The following is a 26,102-nucleotide window of genomic DNA, read 5'->3' as shown; positions in this document are numbered from 1 at the left end:
AGGGGTTTTTTTGTGTTCGCTCGTGCGATCACTGTCTTCGTCTGTGGCTAGGCCAATGGTGAGCTATGTCGCTGTTGCATAACACTTAGTTTCCTTTTGCTCTGTTACAGAGGCCAGCCTCTTGCTCATAATGATTCTTGGATTCGGGTCGTTGCCCGATTGAGTAATGTTCACCGTCTTCTTTGGGGGCGGAGTAGGAGGCAAACCATGGCAGACATCACGGTATTACCGACAGAGGCGTTGTTACATCGTTTAGTGGCCCACGGCGTGGACTATGTGTTTATTAATTCAGGCACCGATCATCCTCCCTTAATTGAGAGCATGGCCAAACTACAGGCGCAGGGCCAAAAAATGCCCATCTTCATTAACTGCCCTCATGAAAATGCCGCTATGGGCTTGGCGAATGGCTATTATTTTGCCACCGGCAGGCCTCAGGCCGTGATGGTGCACACCAATGTGGGCCTAGCCAATGCGGTGACGGCCTTAATCAATGCACATTGTCAGAACATTCCCACGATTTTGCTGGGCGGCAGAACGCCCATTACCGAGCACGGCCACTTAGGCAGCCGCAATACGCCGATTGGCTATGGCCAAGAAATGCGTGATCAGGCGGCTTTGGTGCGCGAGTCGGTTAAGTGGGATTTTGAGCTGCGCGTGCCCGAGCAGATGCCTGAGCACTTGGACCGAGCTTTTGCCATTGCCCAGTCTTTACCGAAGGGGCCGGTGTATTTAAGCCTGCCGCGCGAGCCCTTGTGTACGCCTTATCGTACCGATGAGGCGACCTTATTGGCACCCACCCGACAGCAGCCCGTGGCTTACGAACCGACGCAAACAGCCCTAAGGCGTGCGGCTGAGTGTTTGGCGGGCGCCAAGCGTCCTGTGATTTTGGCCCAAAGAGGCGCAGGTTCGGCGGCTGGCGTGGCGACGCTGTCCGAACTTGCCAATGACTGGGGGGTGCCCGTGGTGGAGTTTTGGGCCACGGAGCTGGCCATTGCCAGCGATGATGCCATGGCTGCAGGGGGCGATCCCACGCCATGGCTGGCTGAGGCCGACGTGCTGCTGGTGGTCGACTCGCTGGCGCCGTGGGTGATGAATCAGGTGGCGCTGCCCGCTGATTGTCAGGTCATACAGCTGGGGCCTGATCCTTTGTTTACCGACTTCCCGGTGCGGGGGTATGCCGTTGATGTGGCTCTGGCCACAGCCGTAGACCTTGGTTTGAGCCTGTTGCAGGCCGCGCTGTTGCCGCTGTTGACGCCAGCCCAAAAGGCTTTCAATCAAACGCGGCATGATCAGGTCAGTGAACGCAATCGTGCTGCTCAGGCGGCGCGATTGGCCACGGCGCTGGCTGGCACTGGCGAGAAAGTCAGCAAGGCCTTCTTTAGCCACGCCGTTGGTCAGTTGGCGGAAAAGCATCAGGGCGTTTTGGTGACGGAGTTGGCCGTGGCAAAAGAGTACACGGGCCTAACCCGCGCCAATAGCTATTATCAAGAGGCCTTGTCTGGTGGTTTGGGAGAGGGCTTGGCAATTGCTTTAGGCGTGCAGCTGGCTGATCGAGAGCGCTTAGTGATTGCGGCCTTAGGCGACGGCAGCTATTTGTTTGGTAATCCCGCTGCCTGCCAGCAGATTTCGGCGGCAGCGACGCTTCCGATCCTCATTGTGATTGCCAATAATGCCCGTTGGGGGGCAGTGGCTCATTCGGTACGGGCGCTGTATCCCGATGGCCACGCCGCCCAATGTGATGATATGCCTGGCGTTGGCTTGGCGCCTACGCCAGAGTTTACCCAGTTGGTGGCGGCCAGCGGAGGCTTGGGCATTAAGGTGACGCATGGGGATGAGGTGGCGGCAGCCTTGGAGCAGGCGGTGGCGTTTATTCGAACCGAGCGGCGCCTAGCCTTGGTCGAAGTGCCTTATTTATAAACTTATCATGGTGGTGCTGGCTTAGGCTGGTGTAGCGGCCCTGTCAGAATTCGACCGGGCTTTTTTTGTGCGCGCTGGCCGCCTGCATGCTTCATAAAAGTGCTGCTGTGGGCCATATAGCAGCTATGTGGCTTAACCCGTCGCAAACTAAGGGGAAATTGATTAGGCTGATTTTATGTACGCTGATTTTAAAACAAGATGAAGCGGTGCGCTGGTCTAGGCATCAAGTTGAGGGTCAAATAAGGAGAAATACAATGAGGATCACGATATTGGGTGCCGGCAGCATGGGGGCACTATTTGGTGGGCTATTGGCTGAGCAGGGGGCTCAGGTTACCTTGGTCGACATTGATGCGCCGACGTTGCAACGCATCAGTCAAGAGGGCCTGCGCTTAGAGACCGATGCAGGACAGCGCATAGTGTCCCACATCCATTGCTGTCGGCCAGAGGATTTGGTTGAGCCCATTGAATGGCTGTGGGTGTTCACCAAAAGCCACCACACTTTAGCCGCCTTGAGTGGCGTCCAGTCTTGGCTCACCCCGCACACCTGGGTGATGAGCCTGCAAAACGGCCTAGGCCATTTGGCCCAGCTGGCCCGTTGCGTGCCCATGCAGCAGATACTCATCGGCACCACCACTTGGCCGGCCGATAAGCCTGATGTGAATCATGTGGTGACGCACGGTCAGGGCAATATTCGGTTTATGGCGGTGGAGGGGCCGGTACCTGACGTGGCCGCCAGTATGGAAGCGCTTTTGAACCAGGCCGGCTTAAACGCCAAAATCAGCCAAGACGTGTGGCCCACCATTTGGGCCAAGGTCGCCTTTAATTGTGCCTTAAATAGTCTGTGTACCGTTGTGAACGCTTCGGTTGATCGATTAGGCCTGCTGCCCGATGGGGAAGCTTTGGCACTGACCGTGGTGGCCGAAGTCGTGGCGGTGGCTACGGCTCAAGGTATTGTGGTGGATGAGGCCGAGGTTAGGGCAACGGTTCAGCACGCCATCACGCATCATCAAGGTCATTTGCCCTCTATGTTACAAGACTGGCGCTCAGGCCGACAAACTGAAATAGAAGCGCTGAATGGCGCCGTTGTGGCTTTGGCGCAGCAACATGACGTTAGCGTGCCGGTGACTGCCACGCTATTGGGTTTGGTGCGCTTATTGAGCGCTTTGCGTGAGGAGGTTATATGAACCAGCAATCGGTAGACATTGGCCAAGTCCTTGATCAAGGCGGCTACAGTCGTTTTCAAAAGCGGGTTTTTATTCTGGCTGCTTTGGCTATTGTGATGGATGGTTTTGACGGCCAGCTTATTGGCTACGCCATCCCGACTTTGTTACAAGAATGGGGTTTGAGTCGGAACGACTTTGCGCCTACGGTGGCCGTAGGGCTCGTGGGGATGGGTTTAGGCAGTGCGTCAGCGGGTTTTTTTGCCGACCGCTATGGCCGTCGCTGGGCCGTGATCTTAAGCGTATTGACGTTTGGTGTCGCCACGGGATTGATTGGATTGGCGGAAAACCTCACCCAGTTGACCATCTTGCGCTTTGTGGCTGGTCTGGGCATTGGTGGGGCCCTGCCGACGGCCACCACGATGACCGCTGAGTTTACCCCTAGTCGCCGTCGAACCCTGGCGATTACCGCCACCATTGTGTGCGTGCCCCTCGGAGGCATGTTGTCCGGCCTGTTTGCCGGCCAAGTGATCCCTTTATATGGTTGGCGCTGGCTATTTTTTAGCGGCGGCCTGTTGTCGATGGTGTTATTGGTGGTGTTGTATCTGCTGTTGCCAGAATCGCCTCGGTATTTGGTGCGCCACCCTAAACGGGCCGCCCAGCTGCGCCAGATCATGGCCAAAATGGGCCACCCTGTTGCCGAAGGCGTGTCTTTTACCGATCAGCTAGAGCAAGAAAAAGAAGCGCGTTCAGGCGTGGGTGCACTGTTTGCTAACGGCCTTGGGCGCGATACCTTGAGTATTTGGCTGGCGTTTTTTATGTGCTTATTAACCATTTATGCCGCCTTTAGCTGGCTGCCCACCATGCTCAGCGCCGAAGGTTTAAGCGTCAGCGTCGCCAGTAATGGTCTGGCGGCTTACAATATGGGCGGGGTATTGGGGGCTTTGGGCTGTGCGCTCATGGTGACTCGATTTGGTTCGCGCGTGCCCCTATTGATTTGCTGTGCTGGCGGTGCCATCAGCGCTTTTTTGCTGCTCGGCATTGATGTGACCAGCAGCAGTGGCCTGCTGATTTTTGGCATCGGCGTGCATGGCTTGTTTACCAATGCCGTACAGTCAGTGATGTATCCCTTGTGTGCTTATATTTATCCGACCAAGATTCGCGCCACAGGAACGGCGATGGCCTTGGTGTGGGGACGGCTAGGGACGGTGGTGAGTGCGTTTGCCGGGGCGGTGTTGATTACCTTAGGCGGATTAACGGCCTACGTCATCATGCTTGGGGTGGCGATGCTGCTGGTGTTATTGGCGCTGTCGTTAACGCGTCAGCACATTCCTGCGCGCAAACCAGAGTAGGCTGGCGACACAGACGTAAAAAAGGCTTAGATCGTGATCTAAGCCTTTTTCGAATTCGTGGTGGAGGTAAGCGGGATCGAACCGCTGACCTCTTGCATGCCATGCAAGCGCTCTACCAACTGAGCTATACCCCCACAAGAGAAGGGCGATTATAGAGGCTTTAAAGACTGATTGCAAGTGCTTATGCTCATTAAACGAGCTAAGCTTGGCCTTGGGTCAAATTTTTTTTACGTCGTGTTTTGGAAATAAAGTTTTAATTCAGTGCTTTGTGCCAGTTTTTTGTGCGGTTTTTGGGAAGTAGGGGGCAGGCGCACTTAGCCGAGCGATGAGATAAAGTCAGCGTGGGTTGTGTGCCAGAATGAAAAAAGGCCCCAATGGGGCCTTTGGTAAGAGGCTGGCGCTAAGCGAGCGAGCCTCTAGAAGGTATGGCTTAGTGTTGGTGGCCGTGGGCACCGTGTACGTGGCCATGAGCCAATTCTTCAGCAGACGCTTCGCGAACTTCTTGAACCTTGGCTTTGAAGCGAATTTTCATGCCGGCTAAAGGATGGTTAGCATCCACAACCGCTTTGCCGTCGGCAACGTCGGTCACGCGGAAGATCAATACTTCGCCAGTTTCAGGGTCGTCGGCTTCAAACATCATGCCGGCTTCTACTTCTACTGGGAAGTTGGCCACTTCTTCGATGCGTACCAATTCAGAATCTTGCTCACCAAACGCGTCGTCAGGTTGTAGCAACACGTCTACTTCGTCACCGGCAGCTTTGCCGTGAAGGGCTTCTTCAACCAAAGGGAAAATGCCATCGTAGCCGCCATGCAAGTAAGCAATAGGCTCTTCAGGCTTGGTTTGGTCGATTAATTGGTCGTTGGCATCGTACATTTCGTACTGAAGGGTCACTACAGAATTTTTGCTGATTTGCATGTTTCGACTTTCTCATCGTTTAAAGTGAATGAATTACAGGGCGATTGTAGCACTGCCCTTTCGCTCGGTACAAGGTAAAGCCCTAGACGAACCTAAACTCATAGTTCGATATGGGCGGCCAGTTCCTTTAATTTAGGCACGATAAACGAGGCATAGTCGGCTTCAGACCATAGGCTTGAGGGGGCGCTGGCGTTTAACGAGAAATGCTTATGGGGTTGGCTGATGTCTTTTAAACCGACGGCAGCAGCGATGATGTCGTAGGAAAAGTCGCCTTTTACCAACACATAGCCTTGTTGGGCATAATGCCTTGCGCCTTGCTGTAACAGCTCGATTTGTTTGTCGCGGTTGGCGCTGGGCAGGCGGGTAATCAAATCGGCGCGCGCATCGTCACTGGGGAGGCTGGCGTAATAGGCGCGGCCAATAGCCGAATAGGCCACCGGTACGCGTGAACCAATCTGTAGCTGTACGGCAAGCTTAGCGGGGCTACGCACGCTTTCTAGGTACAGCATTTCACCGCCGTCCTCTGTGGCCAGCGTCACCGACACCTGATGGGTTTGCGCAAACTGGCGTAATAAAGGCTGGGCGTGCTGAAATAAATGGAACTGCGTCAGTGCATGGCTGGCAAAGCGTCGTGCGTGCTTGCCCAGTTGATAGAGCCCCGTTTGCGGATTAAACATTAAAAACTGGGTTTGGCATAGGGTGTGGATCAACCGTGTCACGGTGGCCTTGGGCAGCTGTGTGCGTAGACACAACGCTTGGTGACTCAATTCAGTGTCTTCCTCAAAAGCGCTCAATAGGCTGAGGCCACGGGCCAGAGCGGTCACGAATTGACGGTCTTGTTCGGTTTGGGCCTGAGCCATGGTATTTAAAATTTGCGCCAGCATCTTTACAAGCTTTCTAAAATTCGGTAGATTGTTCTGCATTGTAAAACAAAATTTCGCACAGCGAAACTATTAAATCATAATCGTTTGTTTACCGCCGTTTATCGCTGCCTAGCTAGGCAAGATTCGGTGCCAAAGGAGAAACCAGATGAGCCAAACCAATCAACGTGCCCCTTTTTCTTGGGAAGACGCCTTTTTGCTACAAGCGCAGTTAACTGAAGAAGAACGCATGGTCCAAAGTTCTGCCGAAGCTTTTTGCCAAGACGTGCTGATGCCTGGCGTGTTAGAAGCCAACCGCCATGAACAGTTTGATCGCAACATCATGACCCAAATGGGCGAGCTAGGCCTATTGGGTTGTACCATTGAAGGTTATGGTTGTGCCGGCCTATCCAGCGTGGCCTATGGCCTGATTGCGCGTGAAGTTGAGCGCGTGGATTCTGGCTATCGCTCGGCGATGAGCGTGCAGTCTAGCCTGGTGATGCATCCGATTTGGGCCTATGGCTCTGAAGACCAACGAGAAAAATACCTGCCTAAATTGGCGTCTGGCGAATGGGTGGGCTGTTTTGGCCTGACAGAGCCTAATGCCGGTTCTGATCCTGCCAGCATGCAAACCCGCGCCAAGAGCGTACCGGGTGGCTATTCGATTTCTGGCGCTAAGATGTGGATCACCAATAGCCCCATCGCTGACGTATGCGTGGTGTGGGCTAAAGACGACGCCGGCGACATCCGTGGCTTTATTCTGGAAAAAGGCATGAAAGGCTTAAGCATGCCCGTGATTCACGGCAAATTCTCACTGCGTGCGTCGATTACCGGTGAAATTGTGATGGATGAAGTGTTTGTACCAGAAGAAAACCTATTGCCCAACGTCAAAGGCTTGAAAGGCCCGTTTGGCTGCTTGAATAAAGCCCGCTTTGGCATTGCCTGGGGCGCTATGGGTGCGGCGGAGTTCTGTTGGCAGGCGGCACGTCAATACACATTAGACAGACAGCAGTTTGGTCGTCCTTTGGCGGCGACTCAGCTAGTGCAGTTGAAATTGGCCAATATGCAAACTGAAATTACTCTGGGGCTACAGGCTGCGCTGCGCGTGGGTCGCTTGATGGATGAAGGTCAGGCCGCACCGGAAATGATCTCCTTAATTAAACGCAATAACTGTGGTAAAGCGTTGGACATTGCGCGGGTGTCTCGCGACATGCACGGCGGCAACGGTATTTCTGATGAATACCATGTGATTCGCCACGTGATGAACCTTGAAGCCGTGAATACCTATGAAGGTACTCATGACGTTCATGCCTTGATATTGGGCCGTGCCCAAACCGGCATTCAAGCGTTCGCCTAACTTTATTAATCAGTTATTCTCCCAACAGGCAGCTGTGGATTCGTCCTGGCTGCCTGTTGTGGTTTAAGGAGCACATCATGAGCACGCAAGCACTGGCAGGCATTAAGGTTTTGGATTTGTCTCGGGTTTTAGCTGGCCCTAGCTGTACCCAGCATTTGGCGGATTTAGGCGCCGAAGTGATTAAGATTGAGCGTCCTGAAGTCGGGGATGAAACCCGCACCTGGGCACCGCCTAGTTTTGCCGATGGGACTTCGGCTTATTTTGCCGGGGTGAATCGCAATAAGCGCTCGGTGACCGTCGACTTAAGCACGCCAGAGGGACAGGATTTAATCAAACAGATGATTGTTGAAGCCGATGTGTTGATGGAAAACTACAAAGTCGGTGGCCTGCAAAAATATGGTCTGGATTATCCACAGGTGCAGGCCTTAAACCCCCGTCTGATCTACTGTTCCTTAACGGGCTTTGGCCAAACGGGGCCAGACGCCAAGCGCCCCGGATATGATTACATCATTCAAGGGATGTCCGGGTTGATGAGTATTACTGGCCCATCCGAGGGTTTACCCTTTAAAGTTGGCGTGGCTGTGGTAGACTTATTCACAGGCTTACAGGCTACGGTGGGGATTCAGGCGGCGTTGATTGAACGCGCGCGCAGTGGTTTAGGCCAATGGATCGACGTCTCGCTCTTAGACTGTGCGGTGAATATGTTGGCCAATGTGGGCATGAATTACTTGGCCACAGGTGACGTGCCGCCGCGACTAGGGAACGCCCACCCGAATATTGTGCCTTATCAAGTGTTTGAAACGGGCCAGGATCAGCATTTGATTTTGGCCTGCGGTAATAATCAGCAGTTTGCTGCCGTGGCCGAGGCCTTAGGGCATCCTGAATGGGCGAGCGATTCACGGTTTATGACCAACCCTGATCGAGTGGCGCATCGTGAAGCCTTAATTGGGTTAATGGTGCCATGCTTTATGGACAAAAGCCGGGATGAATGGCTAAATCTATTGGAGGCCGCCAACGTCCCCTGTGGGCCGATTAACAATATTGCCGAGGCTTTTGCCATGCCGCAGGTGCAGGCCCGAGCGATGAGCGTGAGCCTAAGCGAGTCGGAGCGAGCCATGCAGTTGATTGGCAACCCTTTAAAATTGAGCCGAACCCCTGTGCAATATCAAAGCTTGCCGCCAAAGTTGGGGCAACATACAGAGGAAGTCTTAAAAGAGATGGGTATAAGTGACGAACTCATAGTACAATTGAAGAATAAAAAAATTATTTGAGGAACATAAACCATGGTGCAAGAAGAACGCGAGAGTATGTTGTTTGACGTCGTGATCGTCGGGGCAGGGCCTTCTGGTCTAACCACGGCCATTCGGCTGAAACAGTTAGCAGAGCAACGTAACCACGAAATCAACGTGTGCGTGGTTGAAAAAGGTTCTGAGGTGGGCGCCCATATTTTGTCGGGCGCCGTATTGGACACTAAGGCCTTAACCGAATTAATTCCCGATTGGCAGGCCAAAGGCGCGCCGGTGACGCGTACTGTCGTGAAAGATGAGCTGTTGTTCTTAACCAAGAATAAAGCCATTAAATCACCCGTGGTGCCGCCGAGCATGCAAAACGAAGGCAATTACATCATCAGTCTAGGTCAACTGACCCGTTGGTTAGCCGAGCAGGCCGAAGCCATGGGCGTCGAGATCTATCCTGGTTTTGCCGCCAGCGAGGTGCTTTATCATGAAGACGGTTCGGTAAAGGGCATTGCCACTGGTGACATGGGCATCGGTAAAGATGGCGAGCCTACCGGTAACTATCAGCGCGGTATGGAGCTACACGCTCACCAAACCGTGTTTGCCGAAGGGTGCCGTGGTTCGTTAAGTAAGCAAATCATCGAGAAATTTAAGTTGGCCCACGATTCCGACAAGCAAACCTATGGTTTGGGAATTAAAGAGATCTGGGAAGTGGACCCTGCGATGTCGGAGCCTGGTAAGGTAACCCACACCGTGGGTTGGCCTATGAACAGCAGCACCTACGGCGGCTCGTTTATCTATCATCTAGACGACAACCAAGTGGCGGTCGGCATGGTGGTGGGCTTGGATTATCAAAATACCTATTTGTCACCGTTTGAAGAGTTTCAGCGCTTCAAGACCCATCCTGACATTGCCAAGATTTTTAAAGGCGGCCGCCGTATTGCCTATGGCGCGCGATCTTTAGTGGAAGGCGGGATTCAAAGCCTGCCTAAGCTGCATTTTCCCGGCGGTTTATTGGTCGGCGATGCGGCTGGCTTCTTGAACGTGCCGCGCATTAAAGGCACCCACACGGCGATGAAGTCGGGCATGTTGGCCGCCGATGCTGTGTTTGTGACCTTAAGCACCATGGTGGATGGCGTAACTGGCCTAGAGTCATTTAGCTATCCTGAGCGGATGAAAAACAGCTGGCTGTACGATGAGCTCTGGCGCGTGCGCAACGTGCGCCCGGCGTTTAAATGGGGCATGTATGTGGCCTTTGCCTATGCTGCTTTAGATGATTACATCTTTAAGGGCTGCGCGCCGTGGACCTTAAAACATGGGCATTCGGATCATAAGGCTTTGAAAAAGGCCAAGAGCAGCCGCAAAATTGATTATCCTAAGCCTGATGGTGTGTTGACCTTCGACCGTTTGTCGAGCGTGTTTTTGTCGGCCACCAACCATGAGGAAAATCAGCCGGCTCACTTGAAGTTAAAAAATCCCGCCTTGGCCATCAGCGTGAATCTGGATGAGTATGACTCACCCGAAACCCGCTATTGTCCTGCTGGCGTGTACGAAATAGTGGAAAACGTTGAAGGCGAGAAGCAGTTGCAAATCAATGCGCAAAACTGCGTGCATTGTAAAACCTGCGACATTAAAGACCCGACGCAAAACATTGTCTGGGTTTGCCCAGAAGGCGGTGGTGGTCCTAACTACTCGGCCATGTAGCCTAAAAAAAAGAGCGCCTAAGGCGCTCTTTTTTTGTCTATCGTGTTACCACCAGACGAGGGGCACGCAAGCGGCAGTTAAGACGCCCATGGTGACGTTAAAAATGCGCCATGAAGTAGGGCTACTCAAAAATTGGCCAATTAAGGAACCAAAGCCAAGCCATACCGCGCTGGCGATGAGATTAACCCCAATCATGATTAAGCTGATGGCGATCACCGACGGCAGGTAGAGGGCGCCCACGAGGCTAAAGCTAGAAATAGAGCCTAAGGCCATCAGCCAGGCCTTGGGGTTTAAAAACTGCAATAAGGCCCCTTGATAAAACTTCACCGGTTTGGCCGGCGCCGTGGTGGTGTCTAGCGGTTCAAAGCGTGCCGAACCCAGCTTCCAGGCCAGCCACGCTAAGTAAATGCTGCCCATGATCTTTAAGGCCAGATGAATATTGGGGTGAAGAATGATCAGGCTGCCTACGCCTGAGGCCACCAATACAAGCAATACCTGCATGCCCAGCATAATGCCCAACATGGGGATGAGCGCCCTTACCAGGCCAAAGTTGGCGGCCGTGGTGGTGAGCAAAATATTATTTGGGCCGGGGGTAACCGCTGCAATCAACAGAAAGGTAAAGATGGATAAATATAAACTGAAAGACATAGCGGTGTAGACGTCCGGATTTCAAAGGAAATCATTATGAGCTTGCCAGCCGATGCTGGCAAGCTTTTTAAATGGCGTAAATCAAATCCAGAACAATGTATAAGGCCGTGCTGAAAAAGCCCCACAAAAAAGCGCACTGTAGCGCCGTGCCGGTTAAGGCGCGGGTATTTTTGGCGCGCGCGCGTATCATCATCAGGCCGGTGAGTGAGAGGGTCATGCCCATAAAATAGGTGGGCTGAAGCAGGTACAGCTGCGGCAGGCTATAGGCCGCAAAATAGGTCAGGCCCGCTGGGTACAGCCACCACACCCAAGCGGATAAGGCGGCGAAGCCAAGGTGCATGAAGACTAAGGCCATGGCCAAATAAGGCAAAAATGGCCCGCTGGCTGGATTAAAGCGGATCAGCCGATTTTTTTTGTCCCAGCGCACTTGATTGATGAAATAAATCAAACTGCCAATAAAAATGGCCACGTGGCTGTGATACAGCGCATTGCTGAAGGTATACACCGAGGGCAGGGTGCTGCTGAGGTTGAAGGTGAAGCCTAGCCATAAAATTAGGCTGGCCAATAGCCACTTGGTTTCGCGGTATTGGGCGCATTGCCACACAAAGAGGGCGGCAAAGAGCGCCGCCACGATCAGATTAATGTTCATGCAGTCCGTACGGTGAAAAGACGGTTAAGGGCGGCGCCTAGGTTTTGGGCCAGATGATCCATGTAGTGGGTATCTTGCTCTGGGCCAAAATGCTGAGGGTTAGGGCTGGCCACGATTAATACCCCCATAAAGCCTTGTTCGGGCGTGAGCAGCGGTACTTTTAAAAAGCTTTGTAATGTGGTGGCTGAAGGCGGTAGCCAAGCCAAAACATCGTCGGCCAAATACTGATCGCAAACGCTGCGCTTGAGCTGGTTAAGCTTTTCGTAAGCTTTGCCGCCTTCATTGAGCAGTAGCGCTGCCGGTAAAGTCGGCTGGATGCTGTGTGCAGGCTGTACGAGCTTCAGTACATAGTAGGGCAAATCAAAGCCTTCGGTCATGGCCTTGGTCAAGGCCGTGGTGATGTCTGCTAGGCTTGTGGCGCCAATTAGAGCATGGTCAAGATTGAATAGCGTTTCGATCAGAGCCTGATTGTGGCGCGCATTGTCGATGACGTCATTCAGGTGTTGTTCCATGCGCTGGGTACGGATTTCATTGGCCTGTAGTTTGACCTCGGCAAAGGCCGTGATCTTGTCATTATTGGGCTGAATGCCGAGTATCTTGGCGTGGGTCAATAAAAACTCAGGATGATTTTTTAAAAAATCCAATAGGCTGGCTTCATTCATGAATCACTAACTCCCCTTCAAAAACGGTTTGGGCTGGCCCCGTCATCATCACCGCCTGGCCTGGGGCCCAGCTGATGCGCAGGTCGCCGCCAGGTAGGTGGACCAAAACGGTGTGGTTTAATAAGCCTAGGCGGATGCCTGCTACCACGGCAGCGCAGGCGCCGGTGCCGCAGGCGAGGGTTTCGCCAACGCCGCGCTCGAACACGCGTAGGCGAATGGTGTCGGCATCTACAAGCTGCATAAAGCCCACGTTAACCCGTTCTGGAAACTGCGGATGACGCTCAATTTCGGCGCCCATAAGCGCCACCGGTGCGGCGTCGACATCATCGACCAACAGCACGGCATGGGGATTGCCCATGTTGACGGTGCTGATATTAATGCTGTCGTCGGTCAGGCTTAGGCGATGCTGTAGGGCATCGGTCGGTTCTGCTGCTGACTGTACAAAGGGAATCTCTTGGGCGCTGAGCCTAGGCTGGCCCATGTCGACGGTAATTAAGCCATTAGGCTCGAGGCGTGGCTCAATCACTCCTTTTTTGGTTTCGATGCGTAACTGTGTTTTGGTGGTCAGGCCTTTGTCGATGACAAAGCGAAAAAAACAGCGTGCGCCGTTGCCGCACTGCTCGACTTCAGAGCCGTCGGCGTTAAAAATTCGGTATTTAAAATCGTTGTCTGGCGAGGCTGGCGTTTCGATCAGCAGCAGTTGATCAAAGCCAATGCCAAAGTGACGGTCAGCCCATTGTTTTATAGAGGTTTTACTCGGTTTAAAAGATTGAGTAATCCCATCAACCACCATAAAATCATTACCTAGTCCATGCATTTTGGTGAATTTGAGCGTGTTCATCACATTTTAAGCCAAAGCAGATAAAAGAAGCTCATCATAACTTAAATTGGGCGCTGCGTTAACGTCAACAAGGAAGAAATATGCGCATAAAAAACAGAATGTCGGCCATGATGGCAAAGTTAGACCGATGGCCAGCGGGATTAGGCAATCGTGCCAAAACCATCGCCTTAGGGCGGGTGGTGCCTTTTTTAAGCACGGCGGGCTTAGCGTTTGATGAAGTCAGCCAAGAGCGGGTGATTGTACGGGTCAAAAATCAACGTAAAGTCCAAAACCACATTAAGGGCGTGCACGCGACCGCAATGGCTTTATTGGCCGAAACCGCTACAGGTTTTGTGGTGGGCATGAATACCCCTGACGACAAGCTGATGTTGCTTAAAAGTATGACTATCCACTACACCAAACGCTCCGTTGGCGACATGAAGGCCGTGGCGACCTTGCCTGAGGACATGGCCGCGCGTTTGGTTAATGAAGACAAGGGCGATTTTATCGTGCCCTGCATCGTCACCGATGAGCGTGGTGAAGTGCCGATAGAGGCCACGATGTGCTGGGCTTGGCTACCCAAAAAACGGCCAGAATAATGGCCGCGCACTGATTTTTTTGTTAGTCTAGATCGTGCTCAAGCGTAACCGAACGGCAGGCTTTGCGGTTCGGTTTTTTTATGGCCCTTAAAACAGTTAAAGGACAGCAGGATGCAGGCAATAAGAGACTTGATAAAGGCGTGCGATGAGGCGATTAGGCGTGAAGATTTTGACGGCCTGATGGCTCACTATACAGACGACGCGGTGCTGGTGGTGAAGGGCGACATGATTGCCCGCGGTAAAGACGAAATTAAAGCTGCCTTCATTAAGATTGCCGCTTACTTTCAAAACAGCCTGACGCCCACCCAGGGCGAAATGGTGTTTCTTGAGGCGGGCGACACGGTTTTGGTGCTGTCGCAAACGTTTTTAGATTCAGAAAAAGATGAGCAAGCCTACAGCATGGATAGGCGGGCGACCTATGTGTTTACGCGCAGCGCAGATGGTCGATGGCTGTGTGCGATTGATAATTCTTACGGAACCGATTTAATCGGCATGTCTGAGTAGTCGGGTTTGCCATAAATTAAGTGTAAGTTTAACCAAAGGGCCTGTGATTTTGTCATTTAAGGCCCTTTGTATTGGGCTGGAGAAAGAAGAACGTTTAGCGTCGAGTGTAGAATGCAACAAACCATAGATTATTTATCGTCGCGTAGGGTGGGTAAAGCGTAGCCTACCCACCACTCCTAACGTACTCAGGTGCCCCCATTTAAAACCCGCGTGGGTCACGACTCATCCTACATGATGAGCGTACCCATTAGCCTGGCGATTCAGCGTGCCGGTTTGAGCGAGCACAGTCATCCGGCCTTATGGCAATGGTGGCTGAGGATACAGGCACGCCCAGGGTATCAACGGGCCCACAAGCGCAGCCCACAAGCGGCGGGTTTGGGCTAAGGTGTGTTAGCATGTGTCAAAATGAAACGTAAAGGATGAAGATGCAAATTTGGGTTGATGCCGATGCCTGCCCCGTGGTGATTAAAGACATTTTATTTCGGGCAGCCGAACGAGAGCAGGTCAACGTCACGCTGGTGGCGAACCGCCCCATGCATACGCCGCCGTCGCCCTACATTAAGAATCGCGTGGTGGCACACGGTTTTGATGAGGCGGACAATGAGATTGTGCGCTTGATTGAGCCTAATGACCTGGTGATCACCGCCGACATTCCTTTGGCCTCCGATGCCTTAGCCAAAAAAGCCGTTGTGATCAGTTCTCGTGGTGAACCGTTTACTCTCGAGACCATACAGGAGCGGCTGACCATGCGTGATTTTATGGATACTTTACGCGGCAGCGGCATCCACACGGGTGGGCCAGCTGCGCTGTCGCCGAAAGATCGCCAGGCTTTTGGTCAAAGCTTAGACAAATGGCTGCATTTACGCCGCCGTTTAGGTCAAGCTTAAGCCACGCACCATTCTAATGAAAAACGCCTCAATCTTGACGATTGAGGCGTTTTTTGTGGCCAAGGCTTTAAGACAGGTGATGAGCCAAAACCGTGGCCTCGACGGCATCAACCGTAATCGCACTGATTGGGTCGTCAGCGTCTTGAGTGACGATGATGGTGCTGTGTTCGGTGTCAATTGGGTACCAGTCTGGCGTGGTCTGGTTCATCATGGCAATGACCGGTACCTTCATTGCGTTGGCCAGATGCATGACTGAGGTTTCTACCGACACAACCAGATCGCAGCGCCCAATCATCACCGGCAGCTCGAAAAAGCTGTTCAAGGCACTGAAAATGATGACGTTGCTCAGGCCGCTGGCGGCGAGGGCTGGTTTGATGCGGGCGATGTCGTCAGGCATGGCGTTGAAGATGAACCGCGTCTGTTGCCATTCAGGGTGCTGGTTTAAACGGGCAATCAGGCTGAGGGCGTGGTCGATGGGCCAGCAGCGATTAGGGTCTTTGGCAAAGGGATTAATAAAGATTAATCGTTCTGAGGCTTTGACTTGATGCTGGGCTAAGTAGGCACTGGCCTTGGTTTGCCAAATCTCAGGAATATTGTGGATAAACGGATAGCGCTCTTTTTTACTCAGTTGGATACCGGCTAAGGTCTGAAATAAATAAGCGTATTTATCGCTGATGTGGTCTTGCTCAGCGCTGTAGGCAAAAGGCGCAATGGTGGCGTCCATGGCGCGATAAATGCGGCGGCGCTTGTATTGAAACAGCCCTGTCTTGGCGCGTGTGGCGATGGTGTAGCTGCGCTCAGTGGCAATGGCCTTTACTAGCTGGGCCGATGCGTAATGGCCAATGGTCGCCAGCGAAATAACCACTGCGTAGTCTTCGGCGCGCGCTTGGGCAACGCTTTGGGCAAGGGTGGCGTTGTTATAGGTATGTTTATAAACCGTATGAAAAAATGGGCAGGTGTCGATCCAGTCAAACAAAACGTATTGTTGCAGCGCTGGCCATTGTTCAGCGTCTTCAGTGCGCCGGGTTTCATCAATGAATAGATCAATGCGCAGCTGTGGATAGGTTTGTGACAGGGCCAAGAAGAAATTTTGCAAATAGGTAAAATCACCGATGGCAAGGTGGGCAATAAACAATATTTTGGAATTGCTTGTTAACACATCTTTAGGGATGAGCGTTTTAATCATGAGATTCTCTGACGTGAGTCGTATGTGTGGGGCGTAACTATTATTATGGTGGCCATCATACCATAATCTCAACCGGATAGATTGTTAAGTTATGTAAAATGGATATAAAATGGCCGGTAATTGTTGAAGCGACAATAATAAAAATTATGAGTTTGGTTTGTTGAGTGTCTATTGCTATAAAAAAACCCAATAGTCAGCGCCTGGTTATGGGTGACTATTGGGTGGGTTTGACGGTTAAAACCGATTAAGGTTCTAAGCTTTAAGCTGAGTAGCCTGAATGGCGGTTAAGGCAATGGTGTATACGATGTCGTCAACGAGGGCACCACGAGACAAGTCGTTCACCGGCTTATTTAGCCCTTGCAGCATAGGCCCAACGCAGATGACGTTGGCGCTGCGCTGAACGGCCTTATAGGTTGTGTTGCCAGTATTTAAGTCAGGGAATACAAATACGGTCGCTTCACCTGCCACTTTGCTTTTAGGCGCTTTTTGCTTGCCCACGCTGGGCACGCTGGCGGCATCAAACTGTAAGGGGCCGTCAATGGCCAGGTGGGGGGCTTTTTGTTGAGCCAGAGCGGTGGCTTGGGCCACGGCTTCTACATCGGCACCAGCGCCGGAGGCACCCGTTGAGTAAGAGATCAATGCTACTTTAGCGTCTAGGCCAAAGGCCAAGGCTGATTCAGCGGATTGGATGGCAATGTCGGCCAGCTGTTCTGGCGTGGGGTTGGGGTTGATGGCGCAGTCGCCAAACACCAATACTTGCTCAGGCATCAGCATGAAGAACACGCTGGACACCAAGCTGGCGTTGGGTGCTGTTTTGATCAGCTGTAGCGCTGGTCGAACGGTGCTGGCGGTGGTGTGGACGGCGCCAGAAACCAGACCATCGACGTCGCCTTCTGCCAGCATCATGGTGCCTAACACCACCGTGTCTTGTAGCTGTTGGCGAGCGTCTTCTGGGCTTAAGCCTTTACTTTTACGGCGCTCAACCATGGGGCCGACATACTGTTCAATCAAGGTGTCAGGATGGATGATGCTCAGCTCTGGCGGCAAGGTGAGGCCAAGGTTTTGTGCTTGCAGGGTCACGGCGGCTGGGTCGGCCAATAGGACGCATTGAGCGATGTTTTTTTGGTGACAAATCAGCGCGGCCTGAATGGTTCTGGGCTCGTCGCCTTCAGGCAGCACCACACGCTTTTGCCCACGCTGGGCTAAGGTCATTAAGTGATGGCGAAAGGCTGGCGGGGACAGACGGCCAGTACGCGGCTGGGTCAATAGCTGTTTGAGTACGCTGGGTGAGAGGGCTTGTGCCAATGCCGGTACTGCTTCATCTAGCTGATTGGTTTGGGATTGGTAGGTGGCCAAGCAAGGGAGCGGTTTGGCCAATAGTGAGGTGACTTCGGCTTCAAAAGCAGTGGCTTCGTGGGCCACATTGCTTAAGGCAAAGGCGACTACTTGGGCGGGCTGCTGGCTGTATTCGGCTAAGGCTAAGTTTAAAGCGGTAGCCACTTCGGCCGCGCTGCGGGTTTTGACGTCGATGGCCAAAATGCAGCCCGCGTGTAAGGTGTTGGCGATGGGCACGCTTTGGGCCATTAGCTGAGGTTGGCTAATGCCTTCTAACACCAAAACGTCGGCTTCGCCATTACTCAGATGACCATAAATGGTTTCTAATAATTCATCTTGCGCTTGGTGACACACCAAAGCCACGGCCGCTTCGGCGCTGAGGCTGGTGTGGGCGTCAATGGCGCCGTGGCTTAAGGCATAGTCTTGCGCCTGCTCTGACTGCTTGTCGGCAATGGGTTTGGCGTAGCTAACGGTGTGTTGGGCGCGGATGGCGTCGATGAGGGCTAGGGTCAGAATATTGAGGTTTTGATGGGTTCCCACGGGAACCGTCATAAGGCGTAACATGTGTGCTCCTGTTCAGCCTTGACCAAAGCACTGCTGCTTTGGTCAAGGGCATTCGGGTTATGGGCTATTTCTTGCCGCCCAGAAGATTACTTAATACATTTTTAAGGGCCACTGAGATTTGCTTAGACAGGCTTTTGTATACGGTGTTGCCCATTTGGTGGGCGACATCGTTGACTAAGCCGCCGTTGGCGCGTTTACGTTGACCTGTGGCGCCTTTGACCAGCGCATCGAGCATAGAAGGATCTTGTTTTTGCGTGGCGCTGGCTTTTGCCGCTGTTTTGGCCTCTGCTTCGAGGGCGGCTTGAGCGGCCGCGGCTTCTTGCTGTTGAGTGATCCGCTCAAAGGCAGACTCGTCGTCGATTTCATCTTTGTAGTGGCGATACAGTATGTCTTGCTGATAAGACGCATCGCGTTCGGCGGCGCTGATGGGGGCTAACTGGCTTTTGGGCGGGTAGACAAAGGCGCGTTCCACCGGCGTGGGCATGCCTTTTTCGTCTAAGAACGACAGCAAGGCTTCACCCACGCCCAGCTCACTGATGGCGTCCACAACTTTAAACTTAGGATTGGCGCGGAAGGTGTCGGCGGCGGCCTTCACTGCTTTTTGGTCGCGAGGGGTAAAGGCGCGTAGGGCATGCTGGACGCGATTACCGAGCTGACCAAGGATGGTGTCGGGTAGGTCTAGTGGGTTTTGGGTGCAAAAATACACGCCTACGCCCTTAGAGCGAATCAATCGTACGACCTGCTCGACTTTGCCGATGAGGGCGGGTGAGGCGTTATCAAATAAAAGGTGGGCCTCATCGAAGAACATCACAAATTTGGGCTTTTCTGGGTCGCCTACTTCGGGCAGTTGATTAAATAGTTCGGTCAGCATCCATAGCAAGAAGGCGCTGAACAGGCGCGGCGACTGCATCAGCTTCTCAGCGTTCAGAACGTTGATTACGCCTTTGTTGCCATCAGTTTGGAGCCAATCGTTAAGGTCAAGCGCAGGCTTGCCAAACAAATGGGCACCGCCTTCGTTTTCCAGGGTCAATAGGCTGCGCTGAATGGCGCCCACGCTGGCGGCCGAAACGTTGCCGTAAGTGTTGCGGTATTCGGCGGCTTTACTGCCAACGTTTTGAAGTAAGGCGCGTAAGTCTTTTAAGTCATCAATCGCCATCTGATCGTCTTCGGCGACTTTGAATACCAAGTTTAATAAGCCTTCTTGAGTGTCGTTGAGGTTAAGCAGTCGCGCCAACAGCATGGGACCCATGCTGGCGATGGTCACCCGTACCGGAATGCCAGTTTGGCCAAACACATCCCAAAAGCGCACAGGGAAGCCGCTTAAGTAATCGGTGCCTAGCCCAAAGCTGTCGATGCGCTCCTGCACCTTACCGCTGGCTGCGCCGGGGCGAGTGAGGCCAGATAGATCGCCTTTAACGTCGACCAGAAAAACCGGTACGCCGTGTTCGCTAAATGATTCTGCTAGCTTGCGTAAGGTGACGGTCTTGCCTGTGCCCGTTGCGCCGGCAATCAGGCCGTGGCGGTTAGCCATGGGGGCACGAAGTTCGATCACCACGTTGTCTGGGCTTTGCGCAATAGGGTAGAGGGTCATCTCAATCATCCTTTAGTGGGTGTTTGGTTTAATGGTTCTGGCGCTGAGGTTAAGGCCATGATTAGGGTTGAGCCGGCTGTACGCACGATGCGCATGCGGCTGTCGTTAATATAGCAGAAATATAAACCCTTATTATAAAGATCTTCATGTAGAAATGTTTAAAACCGGCGCAGCCAATGCTCTTTCAGGCTTAATGCGGCCGTCAGCAGGGATAAAATAGGCCCAAATGTATCAAAAACCAGCTAAATCGTTTAAACTTTATGCTGTTTTCAGCCCAACCGTGAGATTAAGGCGTCTTATGAAATATTTATACCTAGTCATTAAGCTGGTTCTATTGTTATTTTTATTGATGTTAACCATTAATAATACCCATACCGTGGCGTTTAATTGGTTTATGCAGCAAACGGTACAATGGCCGCTGGTGGTGCTGCTGTTGATTTTCTTTGTGATCGGTGCCGTGCTAGGCGTATTGTCGATGTTGGGCCGTATTTTACGCCTGCGTAACGAGGTGAATCGTTTGCGTAAGGAAAATCATAAACACATTAAAGTATTCGAAGAAGACCCTTCGGTAGCGGCTTCTGTGGCCCAAAAAATGAATCAAAAAACCGTTGAGGCCAAGCAGCAATCTGGCCGTGTAGCCGCTGATCCCGTGACGCCAAAGGAACAATAAACGTATGGAATTTGAAATTTGGTGGATGATTTTACTGCCCATCTTTTTTGGCATGGGTTGGTTCGCTGCTCGCGTAGACATGCGAGCCGTCTTAAAGCAGGCAAAAGCGGTACCGATTGGGTTTTATAAAAGTTTAGATGCCTTAGTCGACGGCAAGACCGACGTTGCTGCTCGGGCGCTGGCCGAAGTCGTACAGGCTCACCCTACGGCGTTTGAACTGCAAATGACGTTAGGCAAGCTGTACCGCAAGCGCGGTGAGAATGACAAGGCCATTCGCCTGCATCAAGCCCTATTGGAGTCTGCCGACATTGTGGCGGATCGCCGTCAGCAAGTCTTATTTGAACTGGGCGAAAACTTCCAAAGCGCAGGTCTGGTGGATCGCGCCGAACAGATTTTTAACGGCCTCTTAGAAGGTAATATGGGTAAGCTTAGCCGTCAGGTCTTGTTGAGTATTTACCAACAGGATAGAGACTGGGAAAAAGCCATTGAAATGGCGCGCACCCTTAGTCACGATGAGCAAACCTATCAGTTTGAAATCGCCCAGTTTTACTGTGAACTGGCTCAGATGACGCTGTTTCAGTCCGACTTGGTTAAGGCCCGTTACTATGTGGCGCAGGCCTTGGAGGCGAATAAAAAATGTGCTCGCGCCAATATGATTTTGGGCGACATTGAGCAAAAAGCGCAAAATCACCAAGAGGCGATTGCCGCCTACAGCGCCATTGAAAAGCAAAATGCAGAATACCTCAGCATGGTGGGTGAGCGCTTGTATGACGCTTTTGATGCTCTAGGTAAGCCAGCGGAAGGTTTGGCGTTGTTAGAAGGCTATGTGCGTACCTTCCCGCAGCTGGATTTAATCGATGTGATTTACCAAAAAACCTTGCTGTTGCAAGGTGAGGCCCAAGCAGCCGAAACCGTGCGCCAGCTGGTGCAGCTACGGCCCACTCTGAATGGCGTGTATCGCTTATTGGGGGCCAACCTGCCGCAGGCTGATTTACTGTGGCGCGTAGACGCCGATTTAGTGCGCACCGTGGTGGGTAAGTATGCCCAAAAAGCCACCATGTATCGCTGTAAGCGCTGTAATTTTAAATCACAAGTTTTCTTCTGGCATTGTCCTGCTTGTAATGAGTGGGAAAGCTATAGCCCTAACCGCGTAGAGATTTAACCGAATGAACCCCTTAATGATGAACGACAGCCACACCCGTGACCAACGTACGCCCGTGATTGTGGCTTTGGATTTTGACAATGCGCCGGCGACCCTGGCCTTTGCCCGTCAGCTTAACCCCGAGCTGTGCCAATTGAAGATCGGTAAAGAACTGTTTACCGCCACCGGCCGTAGTTTGGCTGAGCAGCTGATACAGCAAGGCTTTAAGTTGTTTCTTGATTTGAAATACCACGACATCCCGAATACCGTGGCCCATGCCTGTAAAGTTGCGGCGCAAATGGGCGTGTGGATGGTAGACGTACACACCTTGGGCGGCCGCCGCATGATGGAAGCCGCTGCTGAGGCCGTGGCCAACGAAGCACACAAGCCTTTGTTAATTGGTGTGACGGTGTTAACCAGCATGGAAGCCAATGATTTAACTGAAGTCGGCATCAGCATCCCTGCGGATGAAATGGTGCTGCGCTTGGCCAAGCTGGCAAAAAGCTCAGGCCTAGACGGCGTGGTGTGCTCGGCTCAAGAAGCCAGCATGTTAAAACAGCAAGTCAACGATTGCCTTTTGGTGACCCCAGGCATTCGCCTGAGCCTAGACATCAACGACGACCAGCGCCGCGTGATGACGCCAGAAATGGCCTTAGCCGCGGGTTCTGATTATTTAGTGATGGGGCGCCCCGTGACTCAAGCGGCGGATCCTATTGCCGTTTTGAATCAGGTGAATGCCTTAGCCAATCTCGTTTAAGAGGATCATTATGTCTGAAGTCGATGTTAAGCTGCCGCTAACGGCCAGCAGCTTTACCCAGAACGTCAGCCAAGCGCGCGTTTTGGTGGTGGGCGATGTGATGCTGGATCGCTATTGGTTTGGTGACACCCACCGTATTTCGCCAGAGGCACCCGTGCCCGTGGCCAAAATTGAGCGGATTGAGCAGCGCGCCGGTGGCGCCGCCAACGTGGCGCGTAATATTGCCAGTATGGGTGGTCACGCCTGTTTGCTGTCGGTAACCGGTGATGATGAACCGGCGGACAGCCTGGATGCCTTAATGGCTGAAGCGGGCGTCCGTACCCAGTTGTTGCGCGACCCCAGCATTGCCACCACCATTAAGCTGCGCGTAGTGGCGCGGCAGCAGCAGTTGATCCGCCTGGACTTTGAAGACGCACCGGCTCACGAAGTGCTGTTGGAATGCATGAGCCAGTTTGAAGCCCTGTTGCCAGAATACGACGTGGTGATTTTGTCTGACTACGGTAAAGGCGGCCTGATTCACGTGCAAAAAATGATTCAAATGGCCAGAAGTTTGGGTAAGGCGGTGTTGATTGACCCTAAAGGTAATGATTACCAGAAATACCACGGCGCCAGCCTCATTACCCCGAATCGAGCCGAATTAAAAGAAGTGGTGGGCGCCTGGCACAGCGAAGCTTTACTGACCGAAAAAGCCCAGCAGCTACGCCATCGCTTAGGGCTAGATGGCCTGCTGTTGACCCGTAGCGAAGAAGGGCTGTCGCTGTTTAGAGACGAACAAATCGACCATCAAGGTACTCAGGCGCAAGAGGTGTTTGACGTGTCAGGTGCCGGCGACACGGTGATTGCCAGCATGGCGCTGGGCATGGCCGCAGGCTTTAGCCTGGTGGACGCCATGACTATTGCCAATAAGGCCGCTGGCGTGGTGGTGGCCAAAGTAGGCACCGCCGTGTGCACTAAAGAAGAACTATTGGCTAAGCTGGATGCCTAAGTAAGATGACTCGCTGGGCGTATGCCCCAGCCTAAAGGAAAGACTATGACGATTATCGTGACCGGTGCTGCTGGTTTTGTCGGCAGCAACATCATTAAAGGCTTAAATAATCGCGGCATCACCAATATCGTGGCCGTGGATAACTTAAGCAACGCCGAGAAGTTTAAGAATCTGGTGGATTGCGACATCCTCCACTACATGGACAAGCACGACTTTATTAAAGCCATTCGCAAGCACACGCTGCCTTTTCACAATATTGACGCTGTGTTTCATGAAGGCGCTTGTTCAGACACCATGAACCATGATGGTTTGTACATGATGTCGAATAACTATCAATATTCTTTGGATCTGCTCGATTGGTGCCAAGATGAAGGCATTCCCTTCCTCTACGCTTCTAGCGCTGCCGTGTATGGCAAGGGTACGGAGTTTGTCGAGAATCGCGCTTATGAAGGCCCGCTGAACGTTTACGGCTATTCTAAATTCCTATTCGATCAAGTGGTGCGCCAACGCAGTCGTGATGGCGATTTGACCACCCAAGTGGTGGGTTTTCGCTACTTCAACGTATATGGCATGCGTGAGCAGCATAAAGGCCGCATGGCCTCAGTGGCCTTTCATCACTTCAATCAATACCGTGAACGTGGCTACGTTGAGCTGTTCGGGGCATATGATGGCTATGGTCAAGGCGAACAGAGCCGCGACTTCGTCAGCGTGGAAGACGTGGTGAAGGTGAACCTACACTTTTTAGACCATCCTGAGCAATCCGGTATTTACAATTTAGGCACTGGCCGCAGCCAGCCTTTTAATGATTTGGCTGCCGCTACAGTGAATGCTTGTCGCGTGGCCAATGGTGAAGAGGCGTTGTCTTTGGCCGGCCTAGTCGATGCAGGCCTACTGCGCTACGTTGATTTTCCTGAAGCCTTAAAAGGTAAATATCAAAGCTTTACTCAAGCCAATATTGCCCATCTGCGCCAGGCAGGTTACGAGGAAGACTTCTTCACCGTTGAAGAAGGCGTTCAGCGTTACGTGAACTGGATGTTGCAGCAAGATTGGGCCTAAGCCTAAATTAAAAAACGCGCTCCGAGAACGGGCGCGTTTTTTTGTGTCTGTGGTGTTGCTTAGGGTTATAAAAAACGCTTCAGCCATTTAAGCTTTTTGGCGCTAAACGGAGCAAAGCGCAGCGGCAGCTCAAAGCGGAAGCCTCTTTGGTAGAGGCTTTTTTGATGGCTAAAGGTCAGAAAGCTGCTGTGGCCGTGGTAATGGCCCATGCCGCTGGCGCCCACGCCGCCAAAAGGCAGATGGATATTGGCCAAATGCATGATGGTGTCGTTGACGCAGGCGCCGCCAGAGGCGCATTGGCCTAATACTTGGTCGACCACATTTTGGTTGCGGCTAAAGACATACAGGGCTAAAGGTTTGGCGCGTGATTGGATGAGGGCAATGGCTTGGTCTAGGTCGGTATAGGTTAATACAGGCAGAATCGGGCCAAAAATTTCCTCGGCCATCAGCGGTGAGTCGGCGTTGTTTAAGTCGACCAAGGTGGGCGCGATTTTTAAAGTCTGGGCGTGACTGTCGCCGCCGTGGACGACGCCGGCTTCCGGCAGCAGTGCCTGTAGTCGCTCAAAGTGACGCTGATTGATGATCTTGGGATAGCTAGGGTTGCTGATGGGCTCTGGCCCATAGGCTGCGGTGAGGGCGGCCACGAGCTCGGCCATGAGGGCGGCGTGTTGGCTTTGGGCCACCAAAAGGTAGTCGGGCGCCACGCAGGTTTGGCCTGCGTTAAGCCACTTACCAAAGACGATGCGCCTAGCGGTGACCTTGAGGTCGACGTCAGCGTCGACAATACAAGGGCTTTTGCCGCCTAACTCTAGCGTGACAGGAATCAGCTGTTCCGCCGCCTGCCGTAAAACGGCCTTGCCGCCGCCTTCGCTACCGGTAAAAAACACGTAGTCTAGCGGCTCTGCCAATAAGGTATTGCTGACGTCGATGCCGCCTGCAATAAAAACAGCGTGCTCAGGGGTGAAGGCATGGGCCATGATTTTTTCGATGACGGCGCTGGTAGCGGGGGCATCGGGTGAGGGTTTGACGATACAGCAGTTGCCGGCCGCCAGAGCGCCGATTAAGGGGCTGAGGTTGAGCAGCAGTGGATAATTCCACGGCGCCATGATCAGGACTACGCCGTAAGGCTCATACAGTAGGCGGCTGCGTCCTGGCTGGTGGCTGAGCGGTGTTGGCTGGCGCTTAGGCCGCATCCATTGGGCCAGATGTTTTTGCACAAAGGCCAGCTCACTTTTGATGAGGGCGATTTCGCTCATATAGGCTTCTGGCTCGGATTTGTTTAAATCCTGGGCCAGCGCAGCGTAGCAGTCTGCTTCGTAAATGCTCAGCGCATCCGCCAAGCGCGCTAGGGCAGCGGCGCGAAAAGCGTAGGGCTTGGTATGCTGCTGCTGAAAAAATTGGCGCTGCTGTGCAACGAGCTGGGTAACCGACATGATGATGCCCTCAAAAAATCGCGTCTATAGCGCATGCCCTCAGTGTAGGGTGGGGGCTGGATTTTGTCGAGGGGCAGCAGCAGGCAAAAAAACACCGTGCTAAGCGACGTCAGC

At 52.7% G+C, this 26,102-nt stretch carries 25 protein-coding genes and 1 tRNA gene; 15 read left to right on the top strand and 11 right to left on the bottom strand.

Features of this window, described 5'->3' with window-relative positions; all coding sequences use genetic code 11:
• The first annotated feature begins 207 nt into the window (after nucleotides 1–207).
• The 3 genes from AB8Q18_09810 to AB8Q18_09800 all read left to right on the top strand — a co-directional run bounded on the left by AB8Q18_09810 (nucleotide 208) and on the right by AB8Q18_09800 (nucleotide 4,429).
• Nucleotides 208–1,917: a thiamine pyrophosphate-requiring protein gene (locus AB8Q18_09810; protein ID XDZ50490.1), complete on the top strand. Its 1,710-nt coding sequence runs from the start codon at nucleotides 208–210 to the stop codon at nucleotides 1,915–1,917.
• 254 nt (nucleotides 1,918–2,171) lie between these two features.
• A complete protein-coding gene (locus AB8Q18_09805) occupies nucleotides 2,172–3,101 on the top strand; it encodes a ketopantoate reductase family protein (GenBank protein XDZ50489.1) in 930 nt (309 codons plus the stop codon).
• The gene (locus AB8Q18_09800; protein ID XDZ50488.1) at nucleotides 3,098–4,429 is read left to right on the top strand and encodes an MFS transporter; all 1,332 of its coding nucleotides are present in this window, start codon (nucleotides 3,098–3,100) and stop codon (nucleotides 4,427–4,429) included. Before AB8Q18_09805 ends, AB8Q18_09800 begins: the two co-directional genes overlap by 4 nt.
• Before the next feature lie 58 nt (nucleotides 4,430–4,487).
• Here AB8Q18_09800 and AB8Q18_09795 read toward each other — a convergent pair.
• The 3 genes from AB8Q18_09795 to AB8Q18_09785 form a co-directional block, all read right to left on the bottom strand.
• Nucleotides 4,488–4,563 (bottom strand) — tRNA-Ala (locus AB8Q18_09795).
• A gap of 296 nt (nucleotides 4,564–4,859) precedes the next feature.
• Entirely contained in the window at nucleotides 4,860–5,345 is a 486-nt protein-coding gene (locus tag AB8Q18_09790; protein XDZ50487.1) for a peptidylprolyl isomerase, read from the bottom strand.
• Nucleotides 5,346–5,443: 98 nt separating this feature from the next.
• On the bottom strand, nucleotides 5,444–6,229 hold the full coding sequence (locus AB8Q18_09785; protein ID XDZ50486.1) for an IclR family transcriptional regulator: 786 nt from the start codon (nucleotides 6,227–6,229) through the stop codon (nucleotides 5,444–5,446).
• Between the two features lie 145 nt (nucleotides 6,230–6,374).
• On the opposite strand from AB8Q18_09785, the gene AB8Q18_09780 reads away from it, so the two are divergent.
• From AB8Q18_09780 to AB8Q18_09770, 3 genes are all read left to right on the top strand, one after another.
• Nucleotides 6,375–7,562 (top strand): acyl-CoA dehydrogenase, encoded by a 1,188-nt coding sequence (locus AB8Q18_09780; GenBank protein ID XDZ50485.1) that lies wholly within the window; start codon nucleotides 6,375–6,377, stop codon nucleotides 7,560–7,562.
• A gap of 77 nt (nucleotides 7,563–7,639) precedes the next feature.
• Complete coding sequence (locus AB8Q18_09775; protein XDZ50484.1) at nucleotides 7,640–8,833, top strand: CaiB/BaiF CoA transferase family protein; 1,194 nt, start codon at nucleotides 7,640–7,642, stop codon at nucleotides 8,831–8,833.
• 12 nt (nucleotides 8,834–8,845) lie between these two features.
• On the top strand, nucleotides 8,846–10,501 hold the full coding sequence (locus tag AB8Q18_09770) for an electron transfer flavoprotein-ubiquinone oxidoreductase (GenBank protein ID XDZ50483.1): 1,656 nt from the start codon (nucleotides 8,846–8,848) through the stop codon (nucleotides 10,499–10,501).
• 45 nt (nucleotides 10,502–10,546) lie between these two features.
• Here the strand turns inward: AB8Q18_09770 and AB8Q18_09765 are convergent, their stop codons facing one another.
• From AB8Q18_09765 to dapF, 4 genes are all read right to left on the bottom strand, one after another.
• A complete protein-coding gene (locus AB8Q18_09765) occupies nucleotides 10,547–11,149 on the bottom strand; it encodes a LysE family translocator (GenBank protein XDZ50482.1) in 603 nt (200 codons plus the stop codon).
• 67 nt (nucleotides 11,150–11,216) lie between these two features.
• Nucleotides 11,217–11,798 (bottom strand): hypothetical protein, encoded by a 582-nt coding sequence (locus tag AB8Q18_09760; protein XDZ50481.1) that lies wholly within the window; start codon nucleotides 11,796–11,798, stop codon nucleotides 11,217–11,219.
• Nucleotides 11,795–12,460: a DUF484 family protein gene (locus AB8Q18_09755; protein XDZ50480.1), complete on the bottom strand. Its 666-nt coding sequence runs from the start codon at nucleotides 12,458–12,460 to the stop codon at nucleotides 11,795–11,797. The genes AB8Q18_09760 and AB8Q18_09755 overlap by 4 nt, the downstream gene beginning before the upstream one ends.
• Entirely contained in the window at nucleotides 12,453–13,301 is an 849-nt protein-coding gene (gene dapF, locus AB8Q18_09750) for a diaminopimelate epimerase (protein XDZ50479.1), read from the bottom strand. The genes AB8Q18_09755 and dapF overlap by 8 nt, the downstream gene beginning before the upstream one ends.
• An 80-nt stretch (nucleotides 13,302–13,381) precedes the next feature.
• Here dapF and AB8Q18_09745 point away from each other — a divergent pair, with 80 nt between their 5' ends.
• The 4 genes from AB8Q18_09745 to AB8Q18_09730 all read left to right on the top strand — a co-directional run bounded on the left by AB8Q18_09745 (nucleotide 13,382) and on the right by AB8Q18_09730 (nucleotide 15,270).
• Nucleotides 13,382–13,879, top strand: coding sequence for a DUF4442 domain-containing protein (locus tag AB8Q18_09745; GenBank protein XDZ50478.1), 498 nt, complete (start codon nucleotides 13,382–13,384; stop codon nucleotides 13,877–13,879).
• 111 nt (nucleotides 13,880–13,990) lie between these two features.
• The gene (locus AB8Q18_09740; protein XDZ50477.1) at nucleotides 13,991–14,383 is read left to right on the top strand and encodes an SgcJ/EcaC family oxidoreductase; all 393 of its coding nucleotides are present in this window, start codon (nucleotides 13,991–13,993) and stop codon (nucleotides 14,381–14,383) included.
• Between the two features lie 189 nt (nucleotides 14,384–14,572).
• Nucleotides 14,573–14,767, top strand: coding sequence for a hypothetical protein (locus tag AB8Q18_09735; GenBank protein XDZ50476.1), 195 nt, complete (start codon nucleotides 14,573–14,575; stop codon nucleotides 14,765–14,767).
• A 41-nt stretch (nucleotides 14,768–14,808) separates the two neighbouring features.
• Complete coding sequence (locus AB8Q18_09730; protein XDZ50475.1) at nucleotides 14,809–15,270, top strand: YaiI/YqxD family protein; 462 nt, start codon at nucleotides 14,809–14,811, stop codon at nucleotides 15,268–15,270.
• A gap of 67 nt (nucleotides 15,271–15,337) precedes the next feature.
• On the opposite strand, the gene AB8Q18_09725 is transcribed toward AB8Q18_09730, so the two are convergent.
• The 3 genes from AB8Q18_09725 to AB8Q18_09715 all read right to left on the bottom strand — a co-directional run bounded on the left by AB8Q18_09725 (nucleotide 15,338) and on the right by AB8Q18_09715 (nucleotide 19,946).
• On the bottom strand, nucleotides 15,338–16,456 hold the full coding sequence (locus AB8Q18_09725) for a glycosyltransferase family 9 protein (protein ID XDZ50474.1): 1,119 nt from the start codon (nucleotides 16,454–16,456) through the stop codon (nucleotides 15,338–15,340).
• A 252-nt stretch (nucleotides 16,457–16,708) separates the two neighbouring features.
• Nucleotides 16,709–18,355, bottom strand: a complete 1,647-nt coding sequence (pta, locus tag AB8Q18_09720) for a phosphate acetyltransferase (GenBank protein XDZ50473.1) — start codon at nucleotides 18,353–18,355, stop codon at nucleotides 16,709–16,711.
• A gap of 64 nt (nucleotides 18,356–18,419) precedes the next feature.
• Complete coding sequence (locus tag AB8Q18_09715) at nucleotides 18,420–19,946, bottom strand: helicase HerA-like domain-containing protein (protein XDZ50472.1); 1,527 nt, start codon at nucleotides 19,944–19,946, stop codon at nucleotides 18,420–18,422.
• Nucleotides 19,947–20,244: 298 nt separating this feature from the next.
• On the opposite strand from AB8Q18_09715, the gene AB8Q18_09710 reads away from it, so the two are divergent.
• Genes AB8Q18_09710 through rfaD form a run of 5 tightly spaced genes read left to right on the top strand, consistent with a single transcriptional unit; the run spans nucleotide 20,245 to nucleotide 24,555 of the window.
• Entirely contained in the window at nucleotides 20,245–20,616 is a 372-nt protein-coding gene (locus tag AB8Q18_09710) for a lipopolysaccharide assembly LapA domain-containing protein (GenBank protein ID XDZ50471.1), read from the top strand.
• Between the two features lie 4 nt (nucleotides 20,617–20,620).
• A complete protein-coding gene (gene lapB / locus AB8Q18_09705; protein XDZ50470.1) occupies nucleotides 20,621–21,778 on the top strand; it encodes a lipopolysaccharide assembly protein LapB in 1,158 nt (385 codons plus the stop codon).
• A gap of 4 nt (nucleotides 21,779–21,782) precedes the next feature.
• Nucleotides 21,783–22,514 carry an orotidine-5'-phosphate decarboxylase gene (pyrF, locus tag AB8Q18_09700; protein XDZ50469.1) on the top strand — a complete coding sequence of 244 codons (732 nt, stop codon included), beginning with the start codon at nucleotides 21,783–21,785 and terminating at the stop codon, nucleotides 22,512–22,514.
• A gap of 10 nt (nucleotides 22,515–22,524) precedes the next feature.
• Nucleotides 22,525–23,499: a D-glycero-beta-D-manno-heptose-7-phosphate kinase gene (gene rfaE1 / locus AB8Q18_09695; protein XDZ50468.1), complete on the top strand. Its 975-nt coding sequence runs from the start codon at nucleotides 22,525–22,527 to the stop codon at nucleotides 23,497–23,499.
• Between the two features lie 45 nt (nucleotides 23,500–23,544).
• The gene (gene rfaD, locus AB8Q18_09690) at nucleotides 23,545–24,555 is read left to right on the top strand and encodes an ADP-glyceromanno-heptose 6-epimerase (protein ID XDZ50467.1); all 1,011 of its coding nucleotides are present in this window, start codon (nucleotides 23,545–23,547) and stop codon (nucleotides 24,553–24,555) included.
• 65 nt (nucleotides 24,556–24,620) lie between these two features.
• Here rfaD and AB8Q18_09685 read toward each other — a convergent pair whose 3' ends face one another.
• The gene (locus AB8Q18_09685; protein XDZ50466.1) at nucleotides 24,621–25,988 is read right to left on the bottom strand and encodes an aldehyde dehydrogenase family protein; all 1,368 of its coding nucleotides are present in this window, start codon (nucleotides 25,986–25,988) and stop codon (nucleotides 24,621–24,623) included.
• Nucleotides 25,989–26,102 lie beyond the last annotated feature (114 nt).

Source organism: Neisseriaceae bacterium CLB008, assembly GCA_041228285.1.
Classification (GTDB): Bacteria; Pseudomonadota; Gammaproteobacteria; order Burkholderiales; family Neisseriaceae; genus JAGNPU01.
The sequence above is the reverse complement of the archived record's forward strand: the minus strand, read 5'-3'. Positions and strand labels throughout refer to the sequence as shown.

What these genes read in the sequence shown, in the direction of transcription:
- AB8Q18_09810 (XDZ50490.1), top strand. Translation starts at nt 208, where the DNA reads ATGGCAGACATCACGGTATTACCGACAGAGGCGTTGTTACATCGTTTA.
- AB8Q18_09805 (XDZ50489.1), top strand. Translation starts at nt 2,172, where the DNA reads ATGAGGATCACGATATTGGGTGCCGGCAGCATGGGGGCACTATTTGGT.
- AB8Q18_09800 (XDZ50488.1), top strand. Translation starts at nt 3,098, where the DNA reads ATGAACCAGCAATCGGTAGACATTGGCCAAGTCCTTGATCAAGGCGGC.
- AB8Q18_09790 (XDZ50487.1), bottom strand. Translation starts at nt 5,345, where the DNA reads ATGCAAATCAGCAAAAATTCTGTAGTGACCCTTCAGTACGAAATGTAC.
- AB8Q18_09785 (XDZ50486.1), bottom strand. Translation starts at nt 6,229, where the DNA reads ATGCTGGCGCAAATTTTAAATACCATGGCTCAGGCCCAAACCGAACAA.
- AB8Q18_09780 (XDZ50485.1), top strand. Translation starts at nt 6,375, where the DNA reads ATGAGCCAAACCAATCAACGTGCCCCTTTTTCTTGGGAAGACGCCTTT.
- AB8Q18_09775 (XDZ50484.1), top strand. Translation starts at nt 7,640, where the DNA reads ATGAGCACGCAAGCACTGGCAGGCATTAAGGTTTTGGATTTGTCTCGG.
- AB8Q18_09770 (XDZ50483.1), top strand. Translation starts at nt 8,846, where the DNA reads ATGGTGCAAGAAGAACGCGAGAGTATGTTGTTTGACGTCGTGATCGTC.
- AB8Q18_09765 (XDZ50482.1), bottom strand. Translation starts at nt 11,149, where the DNA reads ATGTCTTTCAGTTTATATTTATCCATCTTTACCTTTCTGTTGATTGCA.
- AB8Q18_09760 (XDZ50481.1), bottom strand. Translation starts at nt 11,798, where the DNA reads ATGAACATTAATCTGATCGTGGCGGCGCTCTTTGCCGCCCTCTTTGTG.
- AB8Q18_09755 (XDZ50480.1), bottom strand. Translation starts at nt 12,460, where the DNA reads ATGAATGAAGCCAGCCTATTGGATTTTTTAAAAAATCATCCTGAGTTT.
- dapF (XDZ50479.1), bottom strand. Translation starts at nt 13,301, where the DNA reads ATGAACACGCTCAAATTCACCAAAATGCATGGACTAGGTAATGATTTT.
- AB8Q18_09745 (XDZ50478.1), top strand. Translation starts at nt 13,382, where the DNA reads ATGCGCATAAAAAACAGAATGTCGGCCATGATGGCAAAGTTAGACCGA.
- AB8Q18_09740 (XDZ50477.1), top strand. Translation starts at nt 13,991, where the DNA reads ATGCAGGCAATAAGAGACTTGATAAAGGCGTGCGATGAGGCGATTAGG.
- AB8Q18_09730 (XDZ50475.1), top strand. Translation starts at nt 14,809, where the DNA reads ATGCAAATTTGGGTTGATGCCGATGCCTGCCCCGTGGTGATTAAAGAC.
- AB8Q18_09725 (XDZ50474.1), bottom strand. Translation starts at nt 16,456, where the DNA reads ATGATTAAAACGCTCATCCCTAAAGATGTGTTAACAAGCAATTCCAAA.
- pta (XDZ50473.1), bottom strand. Translation starts at nt 18,355, where the DNA reads ATGTTACGCCTTATGACGGTTCCCGTGGGAACCCATCAAAACCTCAAT.
- AB8Q18_09715 (XDZ50472.1), bottom strand. Translation starts at nt 19,946, where the DNA reads ATGACCCTCTACCCTATTGCGCAAAGCCCAGACAACGTGGTGATCGAA.
- AB8Q18_09710 (XDZ50471.1), top strand. Translation starts at nt 20,245, where the DNA reads ATGAAATATTTATACCTAGTCATTAAGCTGGTTCTATTGTTATTTTTA.
- lapB (XDZ50470.1), top strand. Translation starts at nt 20,621, where the DNA reads ATGGAATTTGAAATTTGGTGGATGATTTTACTGCCCATCTTTTTTGGC.
- pyrF (XDZ50469.1), top strand. Translation starts at nt 21,783, where the DNA reads ATGAACCCCTTAATGATGAACGACAGCCACACCCGTGACCAACGTACG.
- rfaE1 (XDZ50468.1), top strand. Translation starts at nt 22,525, where the DNA reads ATGTCTGAAGTCGATGTTAAGCTGCCGCTAACGGCCAGCAGCTTTACC.
- rfaD (XDZ50467.1), top strand. Translation starts at nt 23,545, where the DNA reads ATGACGATTATCGTGACCGGTGCTGCTGGTTTTGTCGGCAGCAACATC.
- AB8Q18_09685 (XDZ50466.1), bottom strand. Translation starts at nt 25,988, where the DNA reads ATGTCGGTTACCCAGCTCGTTGCACAGCAGCGCCAATTTTTTCAGCAG.